Here is a 20,436-nt window from a genome sequence, read left to right as displayed (position 1 = left end):
TTCAAACCAAATAAAGAGGAATGCTCGATCGCATTCCCAGTTGATTCATTTTAAATTTTCATCCTGATTCACGCTGCAATTGCTTGAGCATGAACTTTGAATTGAGCAGGCAGCACATTTTCCCTCTTTTGATTTCTTGATAAATCGGTAAAATGCCCAGCCAGCATATCCAAAAATGGCTCCGCCGATGATAAGGTTTGCTAACATTTAAGTTTCCCCCTTCCCTGATTCAGCTAAGCCCAAAGAGTTTGCCACCTTGATATATGGCTAATGACAATAGATAAGCAATCAAAAGCGCATAGCCAATGGAAAAGGCTGTCCACCGCTTGGAACCTGTTTCCTTGTATATCGTAGCGGTTGTCGCCAGACATGGGATGTACAGCAGGATGAATACCATGAAGCTGTACGCTGCCAGTGGGGTATAATGGACTGCCATCAGACCCTGCAAGCTTGCTTCATCTGGAACATAGTAGATGATGTTCATAGTTGAGATAATGGATTCTTTTGCAAGGAAGCCGGTAAATAAGGAAGCACTGGCTTGCCACGTTCCAAAGCCGATTGGTGCGAACAAAGGAGCGAAAATCCCTCCCAGTGCAGCCAGATAGCTGTCATCCATGCTGATGTTTGCACCTTCCGGACCAGCGTATGCGAGCAGCCAAATGAGTACAGAGCCGGCAAAAATGAATGTTCCCGCTTTTTTCACGAATCCTTTCCCTTTATCCCATGTGCTTCTCCAAAGAGCTCGTGCCTGAGGCATCCTATATGGCGGCAGCTCGATCACAAACAATGATGTTTCACCTTTCAATAGTGTTTTTGAGAACACTTTGGCCAGAATGAGCGCGACAACAACACCTAAAACGTACAAGCTTAATACGACAAGTGCCTTATGCTGGATAAAAAATGCTCCAACGAATAAGGCATATACCGGAAGACGTGCCGAGCATGACATCAAAGGGGTCAGAAGGATGGTCATAAGCCTTTCCTTTGGTGTCTCAATCGTCCTCGCCGCCATGATGCCTGGGACATTGCATCCAAAGCCGATCATCATCGGGATAAATGCTTTACCATTCAAGCCAACCGCTTCCATCAGGCGGTCCATGACTAAGGCAACCCTGGCCATATATCCAGAGTCTTCCAACAATGAAATAAAGAAAAATAAGATGAAGATTTGCGGAACAAATACGAGTACTCCGCCTACTCCGGCAATAATGCCATCAAGGATCAGGTCGTTGATAAATTGCGAACTACCTGCAGCAGCAAGTGCTGCAGTAATCCCTGCGGTTACCGGCCCGGATAAAAATGCATCGAGTGCGTCGGACAATGGAAATCCCAGCCAATCAAAGGTAAGCATGAACATAAAATACATCATCAACAAAAATATCGGGATCCCGAGAAACTTATTCGTCACAATCATGTCTACCTTCTCAGTTAACGGCACCTTTTTGTTGTCTTTCCTTGAGGCAGAAGCAGCAACTATCTTATCGATTGTTTCACTGCGTTTCCGATAAATGACCTGCTCCAGTGTTTGTTTGTCCCCTGAAAGCTGAAAATGGGAATCAGCAACTGATAGAATCAATGATTCAATTTCTTCGATAGCCACATATTTTACCAGATAATCTTTAACATATGAGTTTCCTTCGAATAACTGGAGGGCCAGCCAGCGGATAGGCAGCTTTACACGTCCATCCAGCATATTAGCAAGCCTAAGGATGCCATCCTCAATCGCTTTTCCGTAGTATACAAGATTTGTCTTCCCCATTCCGACAAAATCGCCTGTCACCAATTCTGCAAGTTCATCACAGCCTTTTCCTGACCTCGCAACCACCGGAGCGACGGTAACTCCCAATGCTTCTGAAAGTTTTCCAATATCAATCTGAATGCCCCTGTTCTTAGCAACGTCGAGCATGTTTAACCCGATGATGACAGGGGCGCCATATTCCATTAGCTGTAACGTAAGGTGCAGGTTGCGCCTTAACTGGGAGGCGTCCAGGATATTAAGCAATTTCTCGAAAGGTTCATTCAGGAAAAAGTTCGTGACGACGCCTTCATCCTTCGAAAGAGGATTGAGTGTGTAAACGCCGGGAAGATCAATCAGCTGGTCTTCTCCATTCTTGAATACACCAACCTTCTTCTCGACGGTTACACCGCTCCAGTTGCCGACATATTCATATGAACCTGTTAAATTATTAAACAACGAAGTTTTTCCGGTATTTGGGTTCCCGATTAGCGCAATATTCATCATGCTCGCTCCACTTCGATTCGGAGTGCTTCCTTACGGCGGATGCCGATGCATTGCCCGCAGGATTCAATCATTACTGGACCTCCAAATGGCAGGATGCACTTCACGCACACCTCAGATCCTTCTGCGATGCCTAAGTCAAGCAATCTCCTTCTGACAAATTTATCAGCCCCTGAAATATTCATGATCCGGCCTTTTTCACCAGCCTTTAATTTTCCCAGCATAGCCATCACCTTTTTATGATTAGTAGTTTTGCACTGTGATTAATAATTGAAATGTTTTGCTTCTAAATGAGAATGATTATCTTTATTTAACCAATAATCCGCGACTTCTACTGTGACATAAATCACAAAACATACTTCAAAAGCATCGAATTAGTGCAAACTCCATATAAATGACAATATTTTTTAGGATGGCATAATCCGGTTTTTTGTGCCGGTACTTTTACATTTCACCTTACTTCGGGCACAGAATTCCCTTTAAAGGTGGGGTATAAAAAAAGAAGAGCTTTTCAGCTCTTCTCCTGATTCACACTGTTTTTTTACTTACATTAGTGGATTGAACCATTCTGGATGGCGCATAGCTAATGACAAGAATAACGATAATCGCACTTAAAATCATGCTTGGAAGCATATAGGTGCCATTATAAAGAAAAGAATACAATGCAACTGGCTGACCTGGAGGTGCATAGCTTCCGAAGAATACCCAGCCTGAGATAAAATGGGCGATGAAACGAAGCACACTGCCGATGAATGTCCCGGCAATAACATAGGCAATCCATGTTTTCCTGCTGTCTTTTTTCATGTTTTCTTTTATCTGTACTGCAAATAACCCGGCCGTTCCCAACAATGCAAACGCTACAAGGTAATCAAGAATCCCTTGTATCGGATGATAAATTTGAGACATTCCAAGGATGAATTGCAATAGCCCGAACAGGAAGCCGGTAAGCATCCCGCCTTTTACTCCCCAGCGGAAAGCCATAAGGAAAACTGGTACCATCGCGATGGACACCGAACCGCCCTGTGGCCAGATACGTGAAAATAAAAATCCTGAAAATAAGTCCAGCAAATAAGCCAGAGCGGAAAATACCGCAACTTCCACTAAAAATAGAGTCCTTTTTTGTTTCATTATTGTTCCTCCTTCTTTCCAGAATGAGGTCCGTTTCCAACACGCCTTTTCTGCTTCAGAAACAAAAAAAGCAATCTGGGATCGATGCAGGATTCCCAAGATTGCTTTCCTATCGCATCCACATTCCTACGCTAGCATTAACTAACAGGTTCAAAGGGTAAGAACTCGGCCGCTCACTCTCAGCTGCCTTTATGCAGCTCCCCTTGTGGTCATATTTAATTTCTCAACTATGAATATACTACTTCTCACTATTAATAACAAGCAAAACATTGTTGTCATCATCAGTATTTCTCTTTCGCTGTATCCCACATAAATCATTGTTGTTTTATCAATTCAGCTCATTCCTTCACTGTCAGATAGAGCACTTATTTCTTACCTTTCAAGCTCTATCTGTTTGGTCAGATAAACCCTTTTCATCTTATCATTCGAGCTCCTTCACAAATTGTTCAGTCAGATAAATACCTTATATTTCACCCTTCGAGTTCTTTCATTCCCTTTAATGTCAGATAGACCATTTTTATATTCCCTTATAACTGCAAGAAATCTCAGACTTTAGTCATATTTTTAGCTATTCGACGTGTTTCCGCGAATCTTCTTAAGATTCGACAAAGGGTTTTCGTATTTTCCCCCGAATCTTTAATACGGAAAAGTAAAACTGGGGGACTCAATAAAATGCTGCCAATTACCGACAATCGATTGCTTAGCTTCCTGACTAGTGAAAAAGAAAATCTGATCGCCGACTGGACTGAAAATATATTAGTATCTGAGGATGACCCATATAAAGTAAAAGTAAGCAAAAATGCTGAAGAAATGTATGGAATCATAATTTCTGTGTTCTCAAAGTCAAATGAGGAGCTAGATGAGCATTTGCAGAAGCTCGCTTTTATCGTAGGAGAAGAACGGGTGCGTGCGGAAATCAATATTGGAGATTTTGTTTATAACGTAAATTCCGGCCGCTCCATCGTCTATAAGCATCTCCATAAGCTCAACATGGAATGGGAAGATCTTCAGGATGCCATCAACCGAATCAATTACTGTTTCGATACTTTCCTGTATTACGCTGTTTCTTATTATAATGAACAAAAAAATAAGATCATCGAGGAAAAAGACGAGTTCATCGATTCGACCCATAAAGACAGATTGACTCTGCTGGGGCAAATGACATCAAGCTTTATCCATGAATTCCGAAATCCACTCACTTCAATCCAGGGTTTTATCCAGCTATTAAAATCTGATCATGAGGATATGAAGTATCTAGATATTATCTCGAGCGAATTGGAGCAGTTAAATTTCCGCATTTCGCAATTTTTGCTACTATCCAAGAAAGAGCTGATTGGAAAAGAAAAAAGTCAGTTCTCCTTGAATAAAATGATTGATGAAGTATTGAATTTCCTTTATCCCAGCATACTCGATACGAATGTAAGGATCACCAAGAATGTCGCAGATGATATGGAACTGTATGGGTATGCCGATGAAATCAGACAGGTGCTCATCAATATCATCTTTAATGCAATCGATGTATTAAGCCAATACCGCGATGATCCTAAAATTGAAATTAAGGGATTTTTCGTCAATGACACTCATATTAAAGTAGAAATCTCAAATAACGGTCCAGTCATTCCAGATAATTTGCTCAAGACGATTTTCGAACCTTTTGTTACGACAAAGACACTCGGGACCGGGCTCGGCTTATTCGTCTGCCGGGAAATCATCGAAAAGCATAAAGGAATCCTGGCATGTTCTTCAGAACCGGAGAAAACATCGTTTATCATGTTGCTGCCGCTTACGGGAATTGAAAACTAATGCATGAATGAATATTATACAAACCCTTATCGAGAAGATTTCTGAACAGGGAATGCAGTAAAACTCTTCAAAATCCAAATTCGATTTTCACTTTGGGTGTAATAGCAACAAAGTTCACGAGAAGATAAGCAAACAAAAAGACCCAGCTGGCAACCGCTGGGTCTCTTGCTTTTTATTCTGAATACTCAAGTGAACGGTTATCTTTCATACTGTTCACTTTCTTTTTTTCGGTTCTTACAACATGCTTCTTCTCAGATTCAGTGACAATTACAGCACAAGCTGCATCGCCTGTAATATTGACAGCAGTACGAGCCATGTCCAGAAGACGGTCAATACCTAAAATCAATCCAATTCCTTCAACAGGCAATCCGACAGATTGCAAAACCATCGCGAGCATGATCAAACCTACTCCCGGTACACCCGCTGTACCAATGCTAGCGAGCACTGCAGTTAGTACAACTGTCCCAAGTTCTGCAAGTGTCAGGTCAGCACCGTATACCTGGGCTATGAAAATAGTCGCAACCCCTTGCATGATTGCTGTTCCATCCATATTGATTGTTGCTCCCAGGGGCTGTACAAAGCTGCTGACTGATTCAGGAACACGAAGGTTCTTCTGCGCTGTTTCCATTGATACAGGAAGTGTAGCATTACTGCTTGAAGTACTAAACGCGACTCCCATGGCAGGAGAGAATCCTTTGAAAAACGCAAATGGGTTCATTTTTCCAAGAAAATACACGCTGGATCCGTAAGTGAAAAGAGCATGGATCACCAGAGCTAATACAACGACAATCATATATACTCCCATCGCCTTGATCGCATCGATTCCCTGGCTGCCGATCGCAGTCGCAATCAAGCCAAAAGTTCCGTATGGCGCAAACTTCATTACAAGACCGACTAAATACATCATGATGTCATTTCCTTGTTCGATTAAGTTCAGGACACCTTTTGTTTTCTCTCCAAGTGCAGTTAAAGCAATCCCGATAAATAGAGCAAAGACAATGACTTGCAACATGTTTCCAGAAGTCAGTGCTTCAAATGGATTCGCTGGAATAAGATTTAAGAAGGTTTCACTTACCGGTGGAGCTTTTTCGGCTTTGAATTCAGCTCCGCTTGTATCAAACTCTCCCATTAAGCCCGGCTTAATAATGTAAGCCAATGAAATGCCAATGATTATCGCAATGGCTGTTGTCGCTAAGAAGTAACTTACCGTCTTAAATCCGATCCTGCCGAGTTTTTTCGGATCACCCAGTCCGGCAGTTCCGAGAATAATAGAAAACAAGACAATCGGCACAACGAGCATGCTGATTAAATTAATGAAAATCTTGCCCAGGGGCGTAAATAAAAATTTATCTAAAACAGTGAATAATTCGGGTGAAAAGATGTTAAGGATCAATCCTGTCATGGCACCAAGCCCAAGACCAATCAATATCTTTGTAGTTAATTTCATATTCTTCCTCCCAGATAAAAAAGTGTAAAAAACAATGTAAGGTTTTATTCCCTCATTCAAAAGGAATAAACCCCATTGATTAAATTGGATGATAATACCAGAGGAACTTCAGGAGGCTAAAATGTTTTATTTAAAAGTGGATTCTGACCTTGAACTCCGTCAATTCGAGCAGCATGAAGCTGGGGAGCTTTTCTGGCTGGTTGATTCCAACCGGTTCTATTTGCGCAAATGGCTGCCGTGGGTTGACGGCATGCACTCCGCGGGACAATTTTATACAGTTATCCAAATGTGGCATAGGCAATTCTATGAAAAGGACAGCTATCATTTAGGGATGAGGTACAGAGGGATTCTGGCAGGCAGCATCAGCCTTCATGGGATTGATTGGAACAATTCCCAGGCAAGCATTGGATATTACTTATCTGAAAATATGCAGGGAAAGGGAATCACGAGCAAGGCTGTAAAAGCAGTAATCAATCATGCCTTTCATGACCTTGGTCTTAACCGCATTGAGATTCGTTGCGGTAATGACAACTATAAAAGCCAGGGAATCCCCGAACGCCTGGGGTTTTATCGAGAGGGCATCATTCGTGATGGGGAAAATTTAAACGGAAGATTTCATGATTTAATCGTATATGGTCTCCTTTCAAGAGAATGGGCAAAGGAAAAACGCTCTTTTTCATTATAGACTCATCTACATCTATTTACTTACCGGACTGGGAGAAAGATGGTGAACGTCGTCCCTTCTGGACTGGAACTCAACGCAATTTTGCCCCCATGCTCTTCAATGATTTTATAGCAGATCATCAATCCCAGACCGTTCCCGTTTTCTTTTGTTGTGAAAAATGGCTTGCCGACTTTGTCTAGACATTCTGGCGGGATCCCTTTGCCTGTATCGATGATCGAGATGATGAAATTATTCTCGGATTTTGATAAAGCAACAGTTATTTTACCAGGAAGATCCATGGCATCAATTGCATTCATCAATAAGTTGATTAAAACTTGTTTGACCTTATTGCCATCACAAAAAAAACTTCCATCATCAAGACTGGAGTGCTTTATAATCTCGACACATTTCTTTGCTGCTTCTGCCATTAGCAGGGTAATAGCATGATCCACCAAATTATTGATATCAAAGGATTTGAAATCTGATTTATGCGGCTTTGCCATCAGCATCAATTCCTGGGAAACAGCTTCCATTCGTTTTATTTCCTCATCCATGATCGCTAAATAGTTATGGTTCAGTTCTTGCCCCGCTTTCATCAGCTGAATGAAGCCCTTCAAGCTCGTCAAAGGGTTCTTGATTTCATGAGCGATGCCGGCTGCAAGCTGTCCAACGACGTTGAGTTTTTCATATTCAAGGATAAAATGTTCCGACTTAATCCTTGCCGAGACATCGCTTGTAAAAGAAACCAATTCCAGTGGTTGATTCGTCTCAGGATGACGGCTCAAAGAGATTTGTGAACGGACCCATATAAACACACCGTCTTTCCGCTTTATACGGTAAGTCACGCTGCATAATTCCTCACCTTCAGGCATGGCTAGACAAGCGATTCTTTTGTAATCCTCAGTATGGACGAATAAAGTATATAGTCTGCCGATCAACTCAGAAGGCTCGTATCCGAGCATGGCGGTTACAGACTGAGACACATACTTAATAAGACCTTCAGGGGTGCGCTTGCAAACGAAGTCCATCACTGTCTCAACCCATATATTTTCGTTTGGTTTCGCAAGTTCATTCAATTTCTCTTCCAAGCTGGACGTAAAAATACTCATAGACAGCCTCCTTTTTTAAAATTTTACAGAATATTTCAATTTGTTTCAAACATTAAATGTTAATTTACAGTTAAAAGAGGATGATTTTCCCATTGGGAAATTTTTCAGTGAGACAGATTAATGTATATTTGTTAAAATCAGAATTTTCCAATATAATTAATCATAAACTTCATACTTTATGTGTAAGTTTCATACATTATTATCAAACCGTATTTAATCTCACCTTAACTTCTCACAATATGGTATAATTAATTTTAAATTAAAAAAGCTGAGGTGGTATGATGGGGCAATCTATCGTATCAAGAATGTAACAGCCATAGCTGCGGATGCAACAGCATAACAGGATTTTGGCCCTGGCTGCCATAGCCGCACGGGAACGGGCCGTTTTAATTTCTTGGTTTATCAAATTTATTCAAAAAATCGAGCCTTTGTTTCAGGCTTAATTTACAGTTTATCGGGAGGTGACTCCTTACCCGTATAGTTACGGGCTAAGGGAATTTATTTGGACATATTTAACTTGGTTATGATAGCCATTTTAATTGCTTTAACGGCATTTTTCGTCGTATCAGAATTTGCGATTGTTAAAGTGAGAAGTTCCAGAATTGATCAATTAATAGAAGAAGGCAACAAAAAGGCCATAGCTGCAAAAAGGGTAATTTCAAATCTGGATGAGTATTTATCCGCTTGCCAGCTTGGAATTACAGTTACCGCTCTAGGAATAGGCTGGCTTGGTGAACCGACGATTGCTTCAATGCTTCGCCCAGTGTTTCACAGTCTGGATATTCCAGAATCATTTAGCCACGTTTTGGCAGTAGGAATATCGTTTGCCATTATCACATTTCTGCATGTGGTGGTCGGAGAATTGGCCCCGAAAACGTTAGCGATTCAAAAAGCAGAGTGGGTTTCACTTAACACAGCTCGTCCACTGATCTTGTTCTACAAAATAATGTACCCTTTCATCTGGGCATTGAACGGATCTGCACGACTGGCTACAGGCCTTGTTGGATTAAAGCCCGCTTCTGAGCATGAATTGGCACATTCTGAAGAGGAACTTCGCATCATCCTTTCTGAGAGCTTTAAAAGTGGTGAAATCAACCAGTCAGAGTTTAAGTATGTAAACAAAATCTTCGAATTCGACAACCGGATCGCCAAAGAAATCATGGTGCCCCGGACAGAGATCATTTCTCTTTCGAAGGAAGATACACTGGAGACATTCCTCCAGGTTGTAAAAGAAGAGAAATTCACACGCTACCCGATCATTGATGGCGACAAGGATCACATCGTCGGGTTAGTCAATATAAAAGAAGTCATGACAGATCTAATAGATGAGCAAGGCCGCAGCGAAAAAACGCTAGAATCATATATTCGTCCAATCATCAGGGTTATCGACAGCATTGCGATTCATGATTTGCTTGTCAAAATGCAAAAGGAACGTATTCATATGGCCATTTTGATGGATGAATATGGCGGTACTTCCGGGCTTGTAACCGTTGAAGATATTCTTGAAGAAATCGTCGGCGAAATTCGCGATGAGTTTGATATGGATGAGATTCCAATGATCCGCAAGATTAAAGACACCCAATATATCATTGATGCGAAGGTGCTTATAAGTGAAGTCAATGACCTTCTTGGCCTTGATATAAATGATGAAGATGTCGATACACTCGGTGGATGGATGCTAACCGAAAATTATGAAGTAAAGCAGGGCGACATTATCAGCTGCAGTCCTTTCCTTTTCAAAATTCTTGAGATGGAAGATCACCATATCAAATATATCGAAGTAACAAAACAACTCGAATCAGAAAAACCAGTGGAAAATTTTTTGCTGAATAAGACTGAAGTATTGTCATAAAATTTCATTGATAAACCCGGCCAGGATTATATCTGGCCGGGTTTTTTGATCCATCTAATTTTCAAGCTTCCATGTTTGGATGTCGTCGGCTTCTATAATCCCCATTACTACGTCGTCAACATCAGGATCAGTGAGCACTTTATCCCTTACCCTGTACTTTATGTCGTCTGCATCTGCCAGAGTCAGTCCTTTACGGAGTTCCAGATAGCTTTCAACGTGATAATGTCTTCCTTCCTGAATAATCCTTAGTTTATTGATATCGACTACATCAGGATCTGAAAGGATGGTTTGGGCAATTCTGTCCTCGAGTTCCTTCGGGGCAGCAACTCCAATCAGTCCAACCGTGTTCTCATAGCCAATTTTTAGAGCGATGCCAATCAGCAGCACTCCAATAAGAAGAGTCCCTATTCCATCAAGGAAATAATAACCTGTTAAATCAGCCAACACGATGGTGACTAAAGCGAGCAATGCCCCAAAAGTTGCAATCAAATCTTCATAAAATACCAGCCTGGTAGGCGGTGCGGCCCGGCTGACATTTTTGAAGGCATTAGCGATAAGCCCGGCGCCTTTGGCCTCTGTTCTTGTTTCATGTGCGATTTCTTTCATAGCCTTAAAAAGGATAGCTCCATCTACCAGCAGTGCCAAACCCATTATGGCTATGTTAAGCCAGAGGTTCGTTGACGCCTTTGGATGTTGGATTAATTCCCAACCTTTTATTATGGTTTCATAGGCCATAATCGAAATAATGATGACCGCAACCAGGACGAACAAGTTTACAACTCGTCCAAATCCCATCGGAAAACGTTTTGTAGCCTCTTTTTCAGAAATCGAACTTCCAATAAAAACAAAGAATTGATTCAATGCATCTGCAACAGAGTGCAGGGTGGTTGCCAGCATCGTACCGCTTCCGCTAGTGGCCGCAGCAACTCCTTTAACTACAGCAAGAAACGTATTCCCGATTGCCGCAATCCCGGAAGACTTATTGCCTCTCTTAAAAAATTTTATTACGGATGACATTCCTTCACCTGCTTTACTGTTTTCTAATTTAATTTTCTCTTACATTTTTCACAATAATGAGGTCTTTAAACATTTAATTTTTCCGAACCCAAAATGCCCATTAGGAATTTACCTAATGGGCATTACTTTACCTGCGTTTATGTCCTGCCTTTTGTCGCCTCAGCAACCCTTCTATTATATTCATGAAAGCGCTGCTTCACATTTACAAAAATATCTTCAATCAGCAATTCAACACCTATTGCAGTAAGCGAGAATATGTTTGCGTAATGTTTTTTCACTTCCCATTTCAATTCATGCTTTCCGCAAATGCTGTATTTATTCACCTCTTCCATTTCTTTGCTTAGCAAGGCAAGGTGATGTTGTTTTTCCTGTTCAGGGAGGGCGATGATCTCATCAATTTTTTCGATATATTCAAGGGACTTATTTATTTTTTCGTTTACTTCATCATGTGTCTTCTGGTCAACGAGTGCGTATTTTAGCTTGAATGCATTCAAATTCTTAGCGGACTCATATGTTGATTTCACGATGTCATCCCTGGTCATATAATCAGTTTCGAAGCTGAGCATATACTTCCATGAAGGCTGGGTAATTGCTCTTCGATGATCCTCAATCGTGTGGCAGAATTTTTTATACCCGTGCTTTTCGGGATTTTCGAAAGCAGGGCTGGCTGGGTCAAGGAACGGTGCAAGCGGTGCGACAAAATACGAAAGTCGTTTATCCTCTCCGCAAGCAATGTGAATATCTTCGCAAAAACCAACATTATCAAGAGCACTCTGATAGTCCTGATGCGGAATACCGACCATAAAGAAAATATCAATCTTTTTGCAGCTATGCTTCAATGCAGACTGCAGCGTTTCGATTACTTTTACGTTCGTACAATTGAATTTGCCATTGTAGCGGCGAATTTTTTCATCATGGGTTTCCAGAGTCAGCTCAATACTATACTTAGGGACAACCCTTTCAATTTTCTCGAAAAATTCCTCATTCGCATACTGGAACAATTCGAAAACAAGTTCATTTTTAAGCTTGATTTTTCCGAGACGATCAAAGAATTCGTCAACATACTCTTTGCCTGCCTGACGAATATCATGCAGGATAAAAATTGGTGCCCTGCTGAAGCGCTGGATGAAAACTATATCTTCAACGAGCTTTTCTGGCGACCGTTTCGCCAGCACTTTCCGATTGCAATTATCCTTATAAGATTGCTTTGATCCGCCGCAAATCAAGCAGCCCTGTGTACATCCCTTCGCTGTCAAAATCGCTGTATTGGGGTACTGAAGCCAGCCGTTATAGGGAAGCGGATCCAGAAAGTTTTTATATTTAAACACCGATTTTATCGTGTATCGATACCCCGGAATATCAAACTCGTCCAGGCTGTCAGGGACATGGCTTAACGGATTATATACAGGCTTGCCGTCTTCCTTCCATGTCAGGTTCGGGATTCCGCCGAGCTGGTGCGTCCCGTTCCTGAGATGATTGATCAGAAGGAGCATTAATTTTTCGGTTGAATCACCCCTCATGACAAAATCAATGAACGGGTACTCAATCAGATCTTTATGGTAATAGGTGGCGGATAGACCGCCAAAAATCATCGGGATATCAGGATGGAGATTTTTGACAATCTTAGCAAGTTCAATGCTTCCGTGTGCATGTGGCAGCCAGTGCAAATCGATGCCAAAAGCCCTTGTCTTGATTCTTTTCAGTTTCTTTTCCACATCAAACTTTTCATCCATCAGCATACGGTTCGCGATGTTGATGATTTTCACACGCAGCCCTTGCCGCTCAAGATATTCAGCTATACTCGTCAAACCAATTGGATACATTTCAAACACTGGTGAGGATGGTACAACATCACTGATCGGACCAGCAAGCAGCGCATTTTTCCTGAAATCGTAAACACTTGGAGCATGGAGCAGGACTAAGTCGTATTTCAAAGGAATCACCTCGAATGATATTACTCTATTAATCTGCCTAATTAAGGCAATGAATGATTACACCTTAATCATAACTCTAGAAGACTTTGTCCAACTGTATGAATGGCAACTTTTTTGTGAACAACTGAACATGAATCGTCAAAAAAATGCACGCAATGCATATATTTAAAGGTTTAGAGGATTTTTTGTATATTTTGTGATAGCGTTGCAGCGGAAACGACTCATGCGGTGCTTTTCAATTATATATATATCTATTTGTCATGGCTTTGATAGTTAGTCCTGAAACCTATAAAACTTTAAAATTCGCAGAAGTCCATAAGCCTTTTTTTACTATCGACAAATTTTTAAGTTCGCTGCATTGCCCCTATGCGGGAAAGAACCGAAAACGGTAAAAGCAGGTCCTCTGCATTGCCCGAAAATGTAGGAAAGAACCAAAAACGGTAAAAGCAGGCCCTCTGCATTGCCCGAAAATGCGAGAAAGAACTCAAAACGGTAAAAGCAGGTCCTCTGCATTGCCCGAAAATGTAGGAAAGAACCAAAAACGGTAAAAGCAGGCCCTCTGCATTGCCCGAAAATGCGGGAAAGAACTCAAAACGGTAAAAGCAGGTCCTCTGCATTGCCCCTAAATGTAGGAAAGAACCAAAAACGGTAAAAGCAGGTCCTCTGCATTGCCCGAAAATGCGGATAAGAACTCAAAACGGTAAAAGGAGAGCTATCGACAGATGGAAATCCTAGTGAGAATCTTTATCCAAAAACAAAAAGGTTCGGAATGACCATTTCCGAACCTTTTTGACTCCCAAGTCAATTATTTTTCTTGCTGTACCATCAGGATTTCTTCTTCGACTCGGCCCAGTTTCAGCAAATGTGAATCGAGGCGTTTATGAATGGTGCTGAATTCTGAATTGTTCTTCACTTCGGCCTTTGCCAATAACTCCTGAAGTGCATTTTCAATCTTGGCACTTTGCATTTCTTCCATGCGCTCAAGTGCTTCTTTTATATCTGTTATATCAATCTGGTTAGAAGTTACTCGATGTTCGATGCTATCTACTTTCTCAAGGCGTTCGAGCCTTTTTTCTATTCCCTCTGCCCTTTTATGCAATGAATCAATTGAATTTTCAATCCCCTTCAAGAGACTGATTATTTCAGAAAAATTCCCTTCCATCATCATTGTTCTTGCTCCCCTTTATATGACTTAATGATATTTTATCATCATTAAATATATTGATATGTTACAAAACTGGGAACAAACGCAGCTTTTGTCTACATTTTCGTCATAAATGCTTAGATTAATTTATCTCCAAATTCAACAATAACTTTTCTGCATTTCTTTTGGATAGATTAATCGAATTCCATTTATCTTCTGAAATTAAGGCTTCTTGCTTCCGCCTCTGTAAAAGCTCCTTTAACCCCGGATGGTCGGGATTCAGCTCATACAGATCCACGAGCCCCTCAACTCCGTCATATGAAAGTGAATCCAAATAATAGATATCTATCTTTCCGGTTTCCTTGTAGCGCTGCAAATTTTGCTCCACGACAAAGCGATCGAGTTGTACTGTGTTGACCAATGTGTAAAAAATGATTGATGAAATAATGTAGAATCGCAAAAGTGATAGCTTTTCCAGCCAAATTCGCATACATGAATAGATGAGGATCACCAGCAGGAAAATCATGAAGGAATGGGCCAACACCCTTGCGAATGTAAATCCATACGCCTCTTCATAAATGAACAATCTTATAAAGGCAGAATATAGCATGACTCCACTGAAGAATACGAGCAGTGTCAGCAAACTGCGGACCAACAGCTTAATTGTTTTTGAACCCATATCGACAAATGACACGAAGGTAGAAATTATCAATAAATTTAACATCGTTACAAAAAGCAATTCAAAGAATCCTCTGCGCGCAAACTCAGCATACGTATAACCACCCTGCAATGTCTGGCTGAAAAAATACTTGAATTGGACGACCACAAAGAGAAGGTAAACGATATTCAATAGAATAAGAACGGTTAAACTGACTACACTGTCCCAGGACATTTTAGCCTTTTCCTCGGCAGAAGCTTCAGGAATGGGCTGCTTTTTCTTCAGCACCTGCAACAAGCCGAAAATCGCAAGGGCATAAAATATGATTGCAGCCGTTCTTAAAATTTCCTCTTCGATCCTCAATCCCGTTAGCCAGCGCGGGAGAGTTCCCAGTATCTCGCCAAACTGCTGATCAGCTGAAACGAGGAGGTTAATGATGACAAACAACAACGGAAATGAAATAGCCACACCAATTAATATCTTCTTAAGGATCGCGCTTGTCTTTTCATTGAGTCCCCTGCTGGCCAGCTTAGGCCCATGCATCAAAAATCGTGCAACATACATAAATGCAGCTCCTGCTGACAAAAAGAGCTTCTGGACGAACGGCCATTTATGCCATTGGTTATGCAGCGGGTAAGTAACAAGGACTAGCTGGACTAAAACCAATACCGGGATCACAAGGATGTTAAGCATATAAAAAATCATGTTAGACCTTAACAAAAAGCTTGAAGACAGCATCCAAATAGAAGCGATCATTAATATTCCCAGCTTTTTGTTCGTGAATGGGAATGATCTGAACCTCCAAAAAAACACACTATAAAAACAACTAATGAACACAAGATAAGACAATCCAATTTTTCCATGCAAAAAAGATCTTTCTGCTACAACCCCCAGCCCCAAACAGACTATGAAAAAAATCCAATCCCCTTTTTTCAATCTGAATTCCATAATGACACTCCTCTTCTTTTTATTACCTAGTAATACTAGGTATACTTATAAAAAAAGTCACTAAAAAATGACTTTCTTATTACTTTATTTGTCTATATACATAGAAATTCTATGTAACCGAACAAAAAAAACTAAATCGATGCTTTCTTGCCCCATTTGTAGCCAATCCAGCAAATCGGGTACAGCAGAGCTGTAAATAAAATGCAGATAACAATAAATGACGGATTCAGCAATGGCTGGAACCATCCATGCGGGATGACCTTAAATAATGTAAGGTTCATTAAGAGGATGTTAGGCAGGATGGAGAGGACGAATGTCTTCTTCATCAGGCGTCTTCCTTTATGGCCGAAGCCTTTGCCGATTTCATATCCCAACAAAGCCCAGAACACAAGATAAAGAAGGATGATAACAGATGGGATAGATGTCAGGCTTCTCCATGCCAAATCCACCAATGGGAAGTCAAACAGGTTATGGACCAAGGTCAGCACAGAGCCTCCGACAAAGAATACAAGATTCGCAATGATGAAAAGCCATTGTGTTTTCCTGGGTGTCACTGATAATTCTTCGCGCCAGCTTGCCGCAATTTCTTCTGGGGTGCCAAGCCTGTTATAAATCTCAGCTATTAGATCCTGCACTTCTTCGTCACTGCCAGATAATTCATCAAGCATTTCTGTTATATGGTTGTCGTATTCAGATAGAATCTGCTCTTTTTCAGGATGTTTCCCCAATAGCCTATCAAGCTCGCTAAGAAATTCTGATTTAAACTGGATCATTTTCCGATCTCCTGATCACTTTGTTCATGACGCTGACAAATTGCTGCCATTCCTCTGTTTTCTCTATAAGGACAGATTTGCCTTCATCGGTAATCCGATAATACTTCCTTGCCGGACCCTTTTCCTGCTCCTGCCAGTAAAACTCGATGTATTCTTGCTTTTCTAACTTATGAAGCGCTGGATACAATGTACCTTCTTTGACTTGGAGACTATGCTCACTGCGTTTATCAAGCTCTTTAACAAGTTCGTAGCCATACATATCCCGTTCATTCAACAGCTGTAGCAGCACCAGCGACGTACTGCCTTTCAACAGTTCCCGATTAAACATTTTTTCACCTACCTAGAATTAAAAGGTATCTATTCGAATCATATAACAATTAGCAAATATATGCAAATAAAAGTTAAAGAGCAGGCCTGTGCCTGCAGCCAATTTGTTAGAGAAAAATCTAACAGAGGTACAGTCGCGGTGCCTGCTCTTTTTTATCAAGGGTCTTTTCGGATTTTAGTTATTACCAGATGTAGCCTTCAAACCCATGATTCCAACTAATATGAATGCCACAAACATTAATCTTAAAAGGTTTCTTGGCTCTCCAAACAGAACCATACCGAGAATGACAGCTCCAGCAGCCCCAATGCCAGTCCAGACTGCGTAGGCTGTACCGATTGGCAATGTTTTCACTGCCATAGATAAAAAATAAAAGCTTATTGCCATTCCAATTACAGTTATCATGGAAGGATACAACTTAGTGAAACCCTCTGTATATTTCAAACCGATCGCCCATACGACCTCAAAAATGCCTGCAATGAATAAAAAGATCCAAGCCATTTTAACAGCACTCCTTTTTCATGCAAAAACCCGGGAGATATCTATGGATATCTCCCGGGTTTTTGTCCCTCCGTGTACACAGGTGTTCCTGTGCGTCCTCTCTCGGACCAGACCAGCATGCTGCGGAACCCTAGAGGACTTTTCATAATAGGAATAGTACCATAATCAGAAAGTGCAGTCAAAACAACTCTTATGGTGAGGCTTGGAGCTCTCTGTTCATCTTTGCTTCATATTCTTCAGATGGCAAAGGCGGTGAGTAGAAATACCCCTGGACTTCAAGACAGCCAAGTGATTTCAGCAAGTCGATCTGTGACTCTGTTTCGACTCCCTCAGCGATGACCTTTAGCTTCAAGTTATTCGCCATTGTAACAATAGTTGATATGATTTCCCGATTCTCCTGCGAATGGGAAATGAAGCTTTGATCAATCTTCAAGCGATCGACAGAGAGTTTGCTTAGATAGCTCAATGAGCTGTAGCCTGTTCCAAAATCATCAATGCTGACTTCTATTCCAATCTCCCTCAATGCCTGAAGCTGAGTATTGATGCTGTCTTCCTTCTTTATCATGATGCTTTCTGTCACTTCAATTTCGATCAGTTCACCATACAGATTAAATTCTTTTATCGTTTGCTTCATGAATTTAACGAAATCTTCCTGGTAAAAATGGATAATTGATATGTTAATAGAAGTGCGCGGTACATCAAAACCAAGTTTCTTCCACTCGCTCAGCTGCTTAAATACTTGCCTGATAATCAACCTTTCAAGCGGAACAATCAGATTGGCTTCTTCCGCAATCGGGATGAATATTCCTGGCGGAATCATGCCGTGGCGAGGATGCTTCCATCTCGCCAATGCTTCTGCCCCGGTGATTTCATTGGTATTTGCATTATATTTTGGCTGATAAAAAACGCTCAGCACTTGATTATTGATCGCAATCCGCAAATCGTTCTCAAGTTCGAACTTGTTCAAGTTTTGGTCCACCATGCTCTGATCGAAAAATTGAAAATGGTTCGAGCCATTTCCCTTTGCTTTATACATTGCCATATCAGCATATTTCAAAAGCAACTCCAGATCATTTGTATCCTCTGGGAATTTTGATATACCGATGCTGGCAGTAATAAGGAACTCCATTCCTTCCGTATATATCGGTGTTTGGAATGCCTTCACGATATCGTGAGCGATTTTCTCAGGCTTGCAATTTCCGGGAGCAAGGATGGCAAATTCATCTCCGCCAATTCTGGCTACCAGGAAGTTTTCAGGAACGACTTCAGCCAGTTTTTTCCCTATTTGCACCAAAATTTTATCACCAAATGAATGGCCGAATGTATCATTGATTCTTTTAAAACGGTCAAAATCGAGATAAATCAAGGAGAAATTCTTTTCCTCGATAAACATTCGCTCCATCATCTTTTCTAAATTCCGCCTGTTTGGCAAATTAGTAAGCTCGTCATGGTAGGCAAGATACTCGATCAGTTTATCCGCTTTTTTCTTTTCAGTAATATCTCTTACAATTCCAAAAACCCCAACAGTTGTGCCCTTAACAATTATTCTTACAGCAGTGATCCGTACTTCAGCTGTGCTTAAGTCTTCCCTCTTCAATGAAGTTTCGATTACTTTTGTTTCACCGCTCAACACTCTTAAAAAGTAGTCTCGAATCTTCTTTTCCTCTTCGCTGCCGCCAATCAACTGGATAAAGTGGAGTCCTGCCAATTCATTCACAGAGTACCCTGTTAGCTCTGTAGCTTCTTTATTGACATTTAAAATAAACCCTTTAAGATCAACTCTGAAGACAGCATCCGGGTTATGGCTGAATAACGATAAATGCGACTGGACATTTTTCATAATCAATTTTTCACCGAGTAAATCGGGAACGAGCATGAACAACAAATTAGCAGCTGCCATAAAAATGAATGGAGCCAGATAGGAGTATTGCCCTGCCCCCTCAGGCAATGCCACCATCGAGGTGAGAATGATGTACGGAACACCTGCCATTGCCATGCCGCCTAATACACAGCCAGCATATTTATACTTTTTCAAAAACTCATATATATCTTCATTCGTTATCTGCATTAAAAATCTCATTACAGAAAAAGAGGTACCTATTATTAAAAGAACCGAAAAAGCAAAAATGACAGTGTGGACATCGATTGCCTCTTTAAAAATAATCGAGAATACAATGAAATCTGCGACTACGATACATGCGGCTAGCAAAATGCTCGTCATGGCATATTGAAGGGTATTCGCTATTTCCCTTTGCGCCAAGCTTAATGCAGCATAGGATCCTCCGGCACAAATGCCAAAAAATAATAAGGAATGCACATAAAAATTAGTGGTCGAAAAGGGGATCCCCGCCGATATGATCACAAATAAATGAGTAAGCCAGACTGTTAAACCTAGAAGAATGGAATATATCGCCATATTTCGTCTCTTTCGGTATGACTGCTTTTTTACTTGCCGGCTGAATTCAGTCGCCATAATAGATGTGATGATTGAAAACACGATTGTCAGGGCAACACTATTAAAATCAAATATGTATATACGGGGAATATCCATCCTGCCCCTCGTTTCTGTCTGATATTTTCTTGATTAATTCCTTATTATTATACAATATTCGCCACAGAGTATTGGCTTGTTTCTGAATATCATTCCAAAAATTCTAATATTTTTGTAATTTTGCAACATTTTATATGCCGTCAAATGGAAATTTGATTATAATTAGAGTAGAAGTTCCTTATTTTCACTGCCCGGTTACATCCCCACTTACCAAACACTTCCAATTTAACAGTGATTTCTCCATTCATGACCCTATAAAACTTCCCGGCTTCCCATACTCTTTTATCGACAAAAATCTCTGCAGGTTTAAGAGCTTTTAGCAAGTTCATGATATCGCTGGACT

General features: G+C 40.9%; 17 protein-coding genes and 2 riboswitches. Of the genes, 3 read left to right on the top strand and 14 right to left on the bottom strand.

The window, feature by feature from the left end; all coding sequences use genetic code 11:
- Window positions 1-45 precede the first annotated feature (45 nt).
- From M3204_RS00515 to thiT, 4 genes are all read right to left on the bottom strand, one after another.
- A complete protein-coding gene (locus tag M3204_RS00515; RefSeq protein ID WP_251477000.1) occupies window positions 46-207 on the bottom strand; it encodes a FeoB-associated Cys-rich membrane protein in 162 nt (53 codons plus the stop codon).
- Between the two features lie 22 nt (window positions 208-229).
- Entirely contained in the window at window positions 230-2,239 is a 2,010-nt protein-coding gene (gene feoB, locus M3204_RS00510; protein ID WP_251478080.1) for a ferrous iron transport protein B, read from the bottom strand.
- On the bottom strand, window positions 2,239-2,463 hold the full coding sequence (locus M3204_RS00505; protein WP_251476997.1) for a FeoA family protein: 225 nt from the start codon (window positions 2,461-2,463) through the stop codon (window positions 2,239-2,241). Before M3204_RS00505 ends, feoB begins: the two co-directional genes overlap by 1 nt.
- A gap of 304 nt (window positions 2,464-2,767) precedes the next feature.
- Window positions 2,768-3,367: an energy-coupled thiamine transporter ThiT gene (gene thiT / locus M3204_RS00500; RefSeq protein ID WP_251476995.1), complete on the bottom strand. Its 600-nt coding sequence runs from the start codon at window positions 3,365-3,367 to the stop codon at window positions 2,768-2,770.
- Window positions 3,368-3,473: 106 nt separating this feature from the next.
- Window positions 3,474-3,581: riboswitch (TPP riboswitch) on the bottom strand.
- 458 nt (window positions 3,582-4,039) lie between these two features.
- On the opposite strand from thiT, the gene M3204_RS00495 reads away from it, so the two are divergent.
- Entirely contained in the window at window positions 4,040-5,170 is a 1,131-nt protein-coding gene (locus M3204_RS00495; protein ID WP_251476992.1) for a histidine kinase N-terminal domain-containing protein, read from the top strand.
- Between the two features lie 172 nt (window positions 5,171-5,342).
- On the opposite strand, the gene M3204_RS00490 is transcribed toward M3204_RS00495, so the two are convergent.
- Window positions 5,343-6,617: a dicarboxylate/amino acid:cation symporter gene (locus tag M3204_RS00490; protein ID WP_251476990.1), complete on the bottom strand. Its 1,275-nt coding sequence runs from the start codon at window positions 6,615-6,617 to the stop codon at window positions 5,343-5,345.
- 121 nt (window positions 6,618-6,738) lie between these two features.
- On the opposite strand from M3204_RS00490, the gene M3204_RS00485 reads away from it, so the two are divergent.
- Window positions 6,739-7,302 (top strand): GNAT family N-acetyltransferase, encoded by a 564-nt coding sequence (locus M3204_RS00485; protein ID WP_251476988.1) that lies wholly within the window; start codon window positions 6,739-6,741, stop codon window positions 7,300-7,302.
- A gap of 20 nt (window positions 7,303-7,322) precedes the next feature.
- Here the strand turns inward: M3204_RS00485 and M3204_RS00480 are convergent, their stop codons facing one another.
- Complete coding sequence (locus M3204_RS00480) at window positions 7,323-8,390, bottom strand: ATP-binding protein (protein WP_251476986.1); 1,068 nt, start codon at window positions 8,388-8,390, stop codon at window positions 7,323-7,325.
- 502 nt (window positions 8,391-8,892) lie between these two features.
- Here M3204_RS00480 and M3204_RS00475 point away from each other — a divergent pair.
- Window positions 8,893-10,242, top strand: coding sequence for a hemolysin family protein (locus tag M3204_RS00475; protein ID WP_251476984.1), 1,350 nt, complete (start codon window positions 8,893-8,895; stop codon window positions 10,240-10,242).
- A 54-nt stretch (window positions 10,243-10,296) separates the two neighbouring features.
- Here the strand turns inward: M3204_RS00475 and M3204_RS00470 are convergent, their stop codons facing one another.
- The 8 genes from M3204_RS00470 to M3204_RS00435 all read right to left on the bottom strand — a co-directional run bounded on the left by M3204_RS00470 (window position 10,297) and on the right by M3204_RS00435 (window position 20,093).
- Entirely contained in the window at window positions 10,297-11,259 is a 963-nt protein-coding gene (locus tag M3204_RS00470) for a cation diffusion facilitator family transporter (RefSeq protein WP_251476981.1), read from the bottom strand.
- 137 nt (window positions 11,260-11,396) lie between these two features.
- Window positions 11,397-13,193, bottom strand: a complete 1,797-nt coding sequence (locus M3204_RS00465) for a TIGR04190 family B12-binding domain/radical SAM domain protein (RefSeq protein ID WP_251476979.1) — start codon at window positions 13,191-13,193, stop codon at window positions 11,397-11,399.
- 805 nt (window positions 13,194-13,998) lie between these two features.
- On the bottom strand, window positions 13,999-14,361 hold the full coding sequence (locus M3204_RS00460; protein ID WP_251476976.1) for a hypothetical protein: 363 nt from the start codon (window positions 14,359-14,361) through the stop codon (window positions 13,999-14,001).
- Between the two features lie 118 nt (window positions 14,362-14,479).
- Entirely contained in the window at window positions 14,480-15,751 is a 1,272-nt protein-coding gene (locus M3204_RS00455; protein ID WP_251476973.1) for a DUF4153 domain-containing protein, read from the bottom strand.
- A 323-nt stretch (window positions 15,752-16,074) separates the two neighbouring features.
- Window positions 16,075-16,716, bottom strand: coding sequence for a DUF1700 domain-containing protein (locus tag M3204_RS00450; RefSeq protein ID WP_251476971.1), 642 nt, complete (start codon window positions 16,714-16,716; stop codon window positions 16,075-16,077).
- Window positions 16,703-17,044, bottom strand: coding sequence for a PadR family transcriptional regulator (locus M3204_RS00445; protein ID WP_251476969.1), 342 nt, complete (start codon window positions 17,042-17,044; stop codon window positions 16,703-16,705). Before M3204_RS00445 ends, M3204_RS00450 begins: the two co-directional genes overlap by 14 nt.
- 174 nt (window positions 17,045-17,218) lie before the next feature.
- Entirely contained in the window at window positions 17,219-17,542 is a 324-nt protein-coding gene (gene sugE / locus M3204_RS00440) for a quaternary ammonium compound efflux SMR transporter SugE (protein ID WP_251476967.1), read from the bottom strand.
- A gap of 49 nt (window positions 17,543-17,591) precedes the next feature.
- A riboswitch (guanidine-I (ykkC/yxkD leader) is annotated at window positions 17,592-17,687 on the bottom strand.
- Between the two features lie 45 nt (window positions 17,688-17,732).
- A complete protein-coding gene (locus tag M3204_RS00435; RefSeq protein WP_251476965.1) occupies window positions 17,733-20,093 on the bottom strand; it encodes an EAL domain-containing protein in 2,361 nt (786 codons plus the stop codon).
- Between the last annotated feature and the right edge of the window lie 343 nt (window positions 20,094-20,436).

It is taken from the genome of Mesobacillus subterraneus (genome assembly GCF_023715485.1).
Lineage (GTDB): Bacteria > Bacillota > Bacilli > Bacillales > Cytobacillaceae > Mesobacillus > Mesobacillus subterraneus_B.
This window is presented reverse-complemented; position numbering and strand designations above follow the sequence as displayed.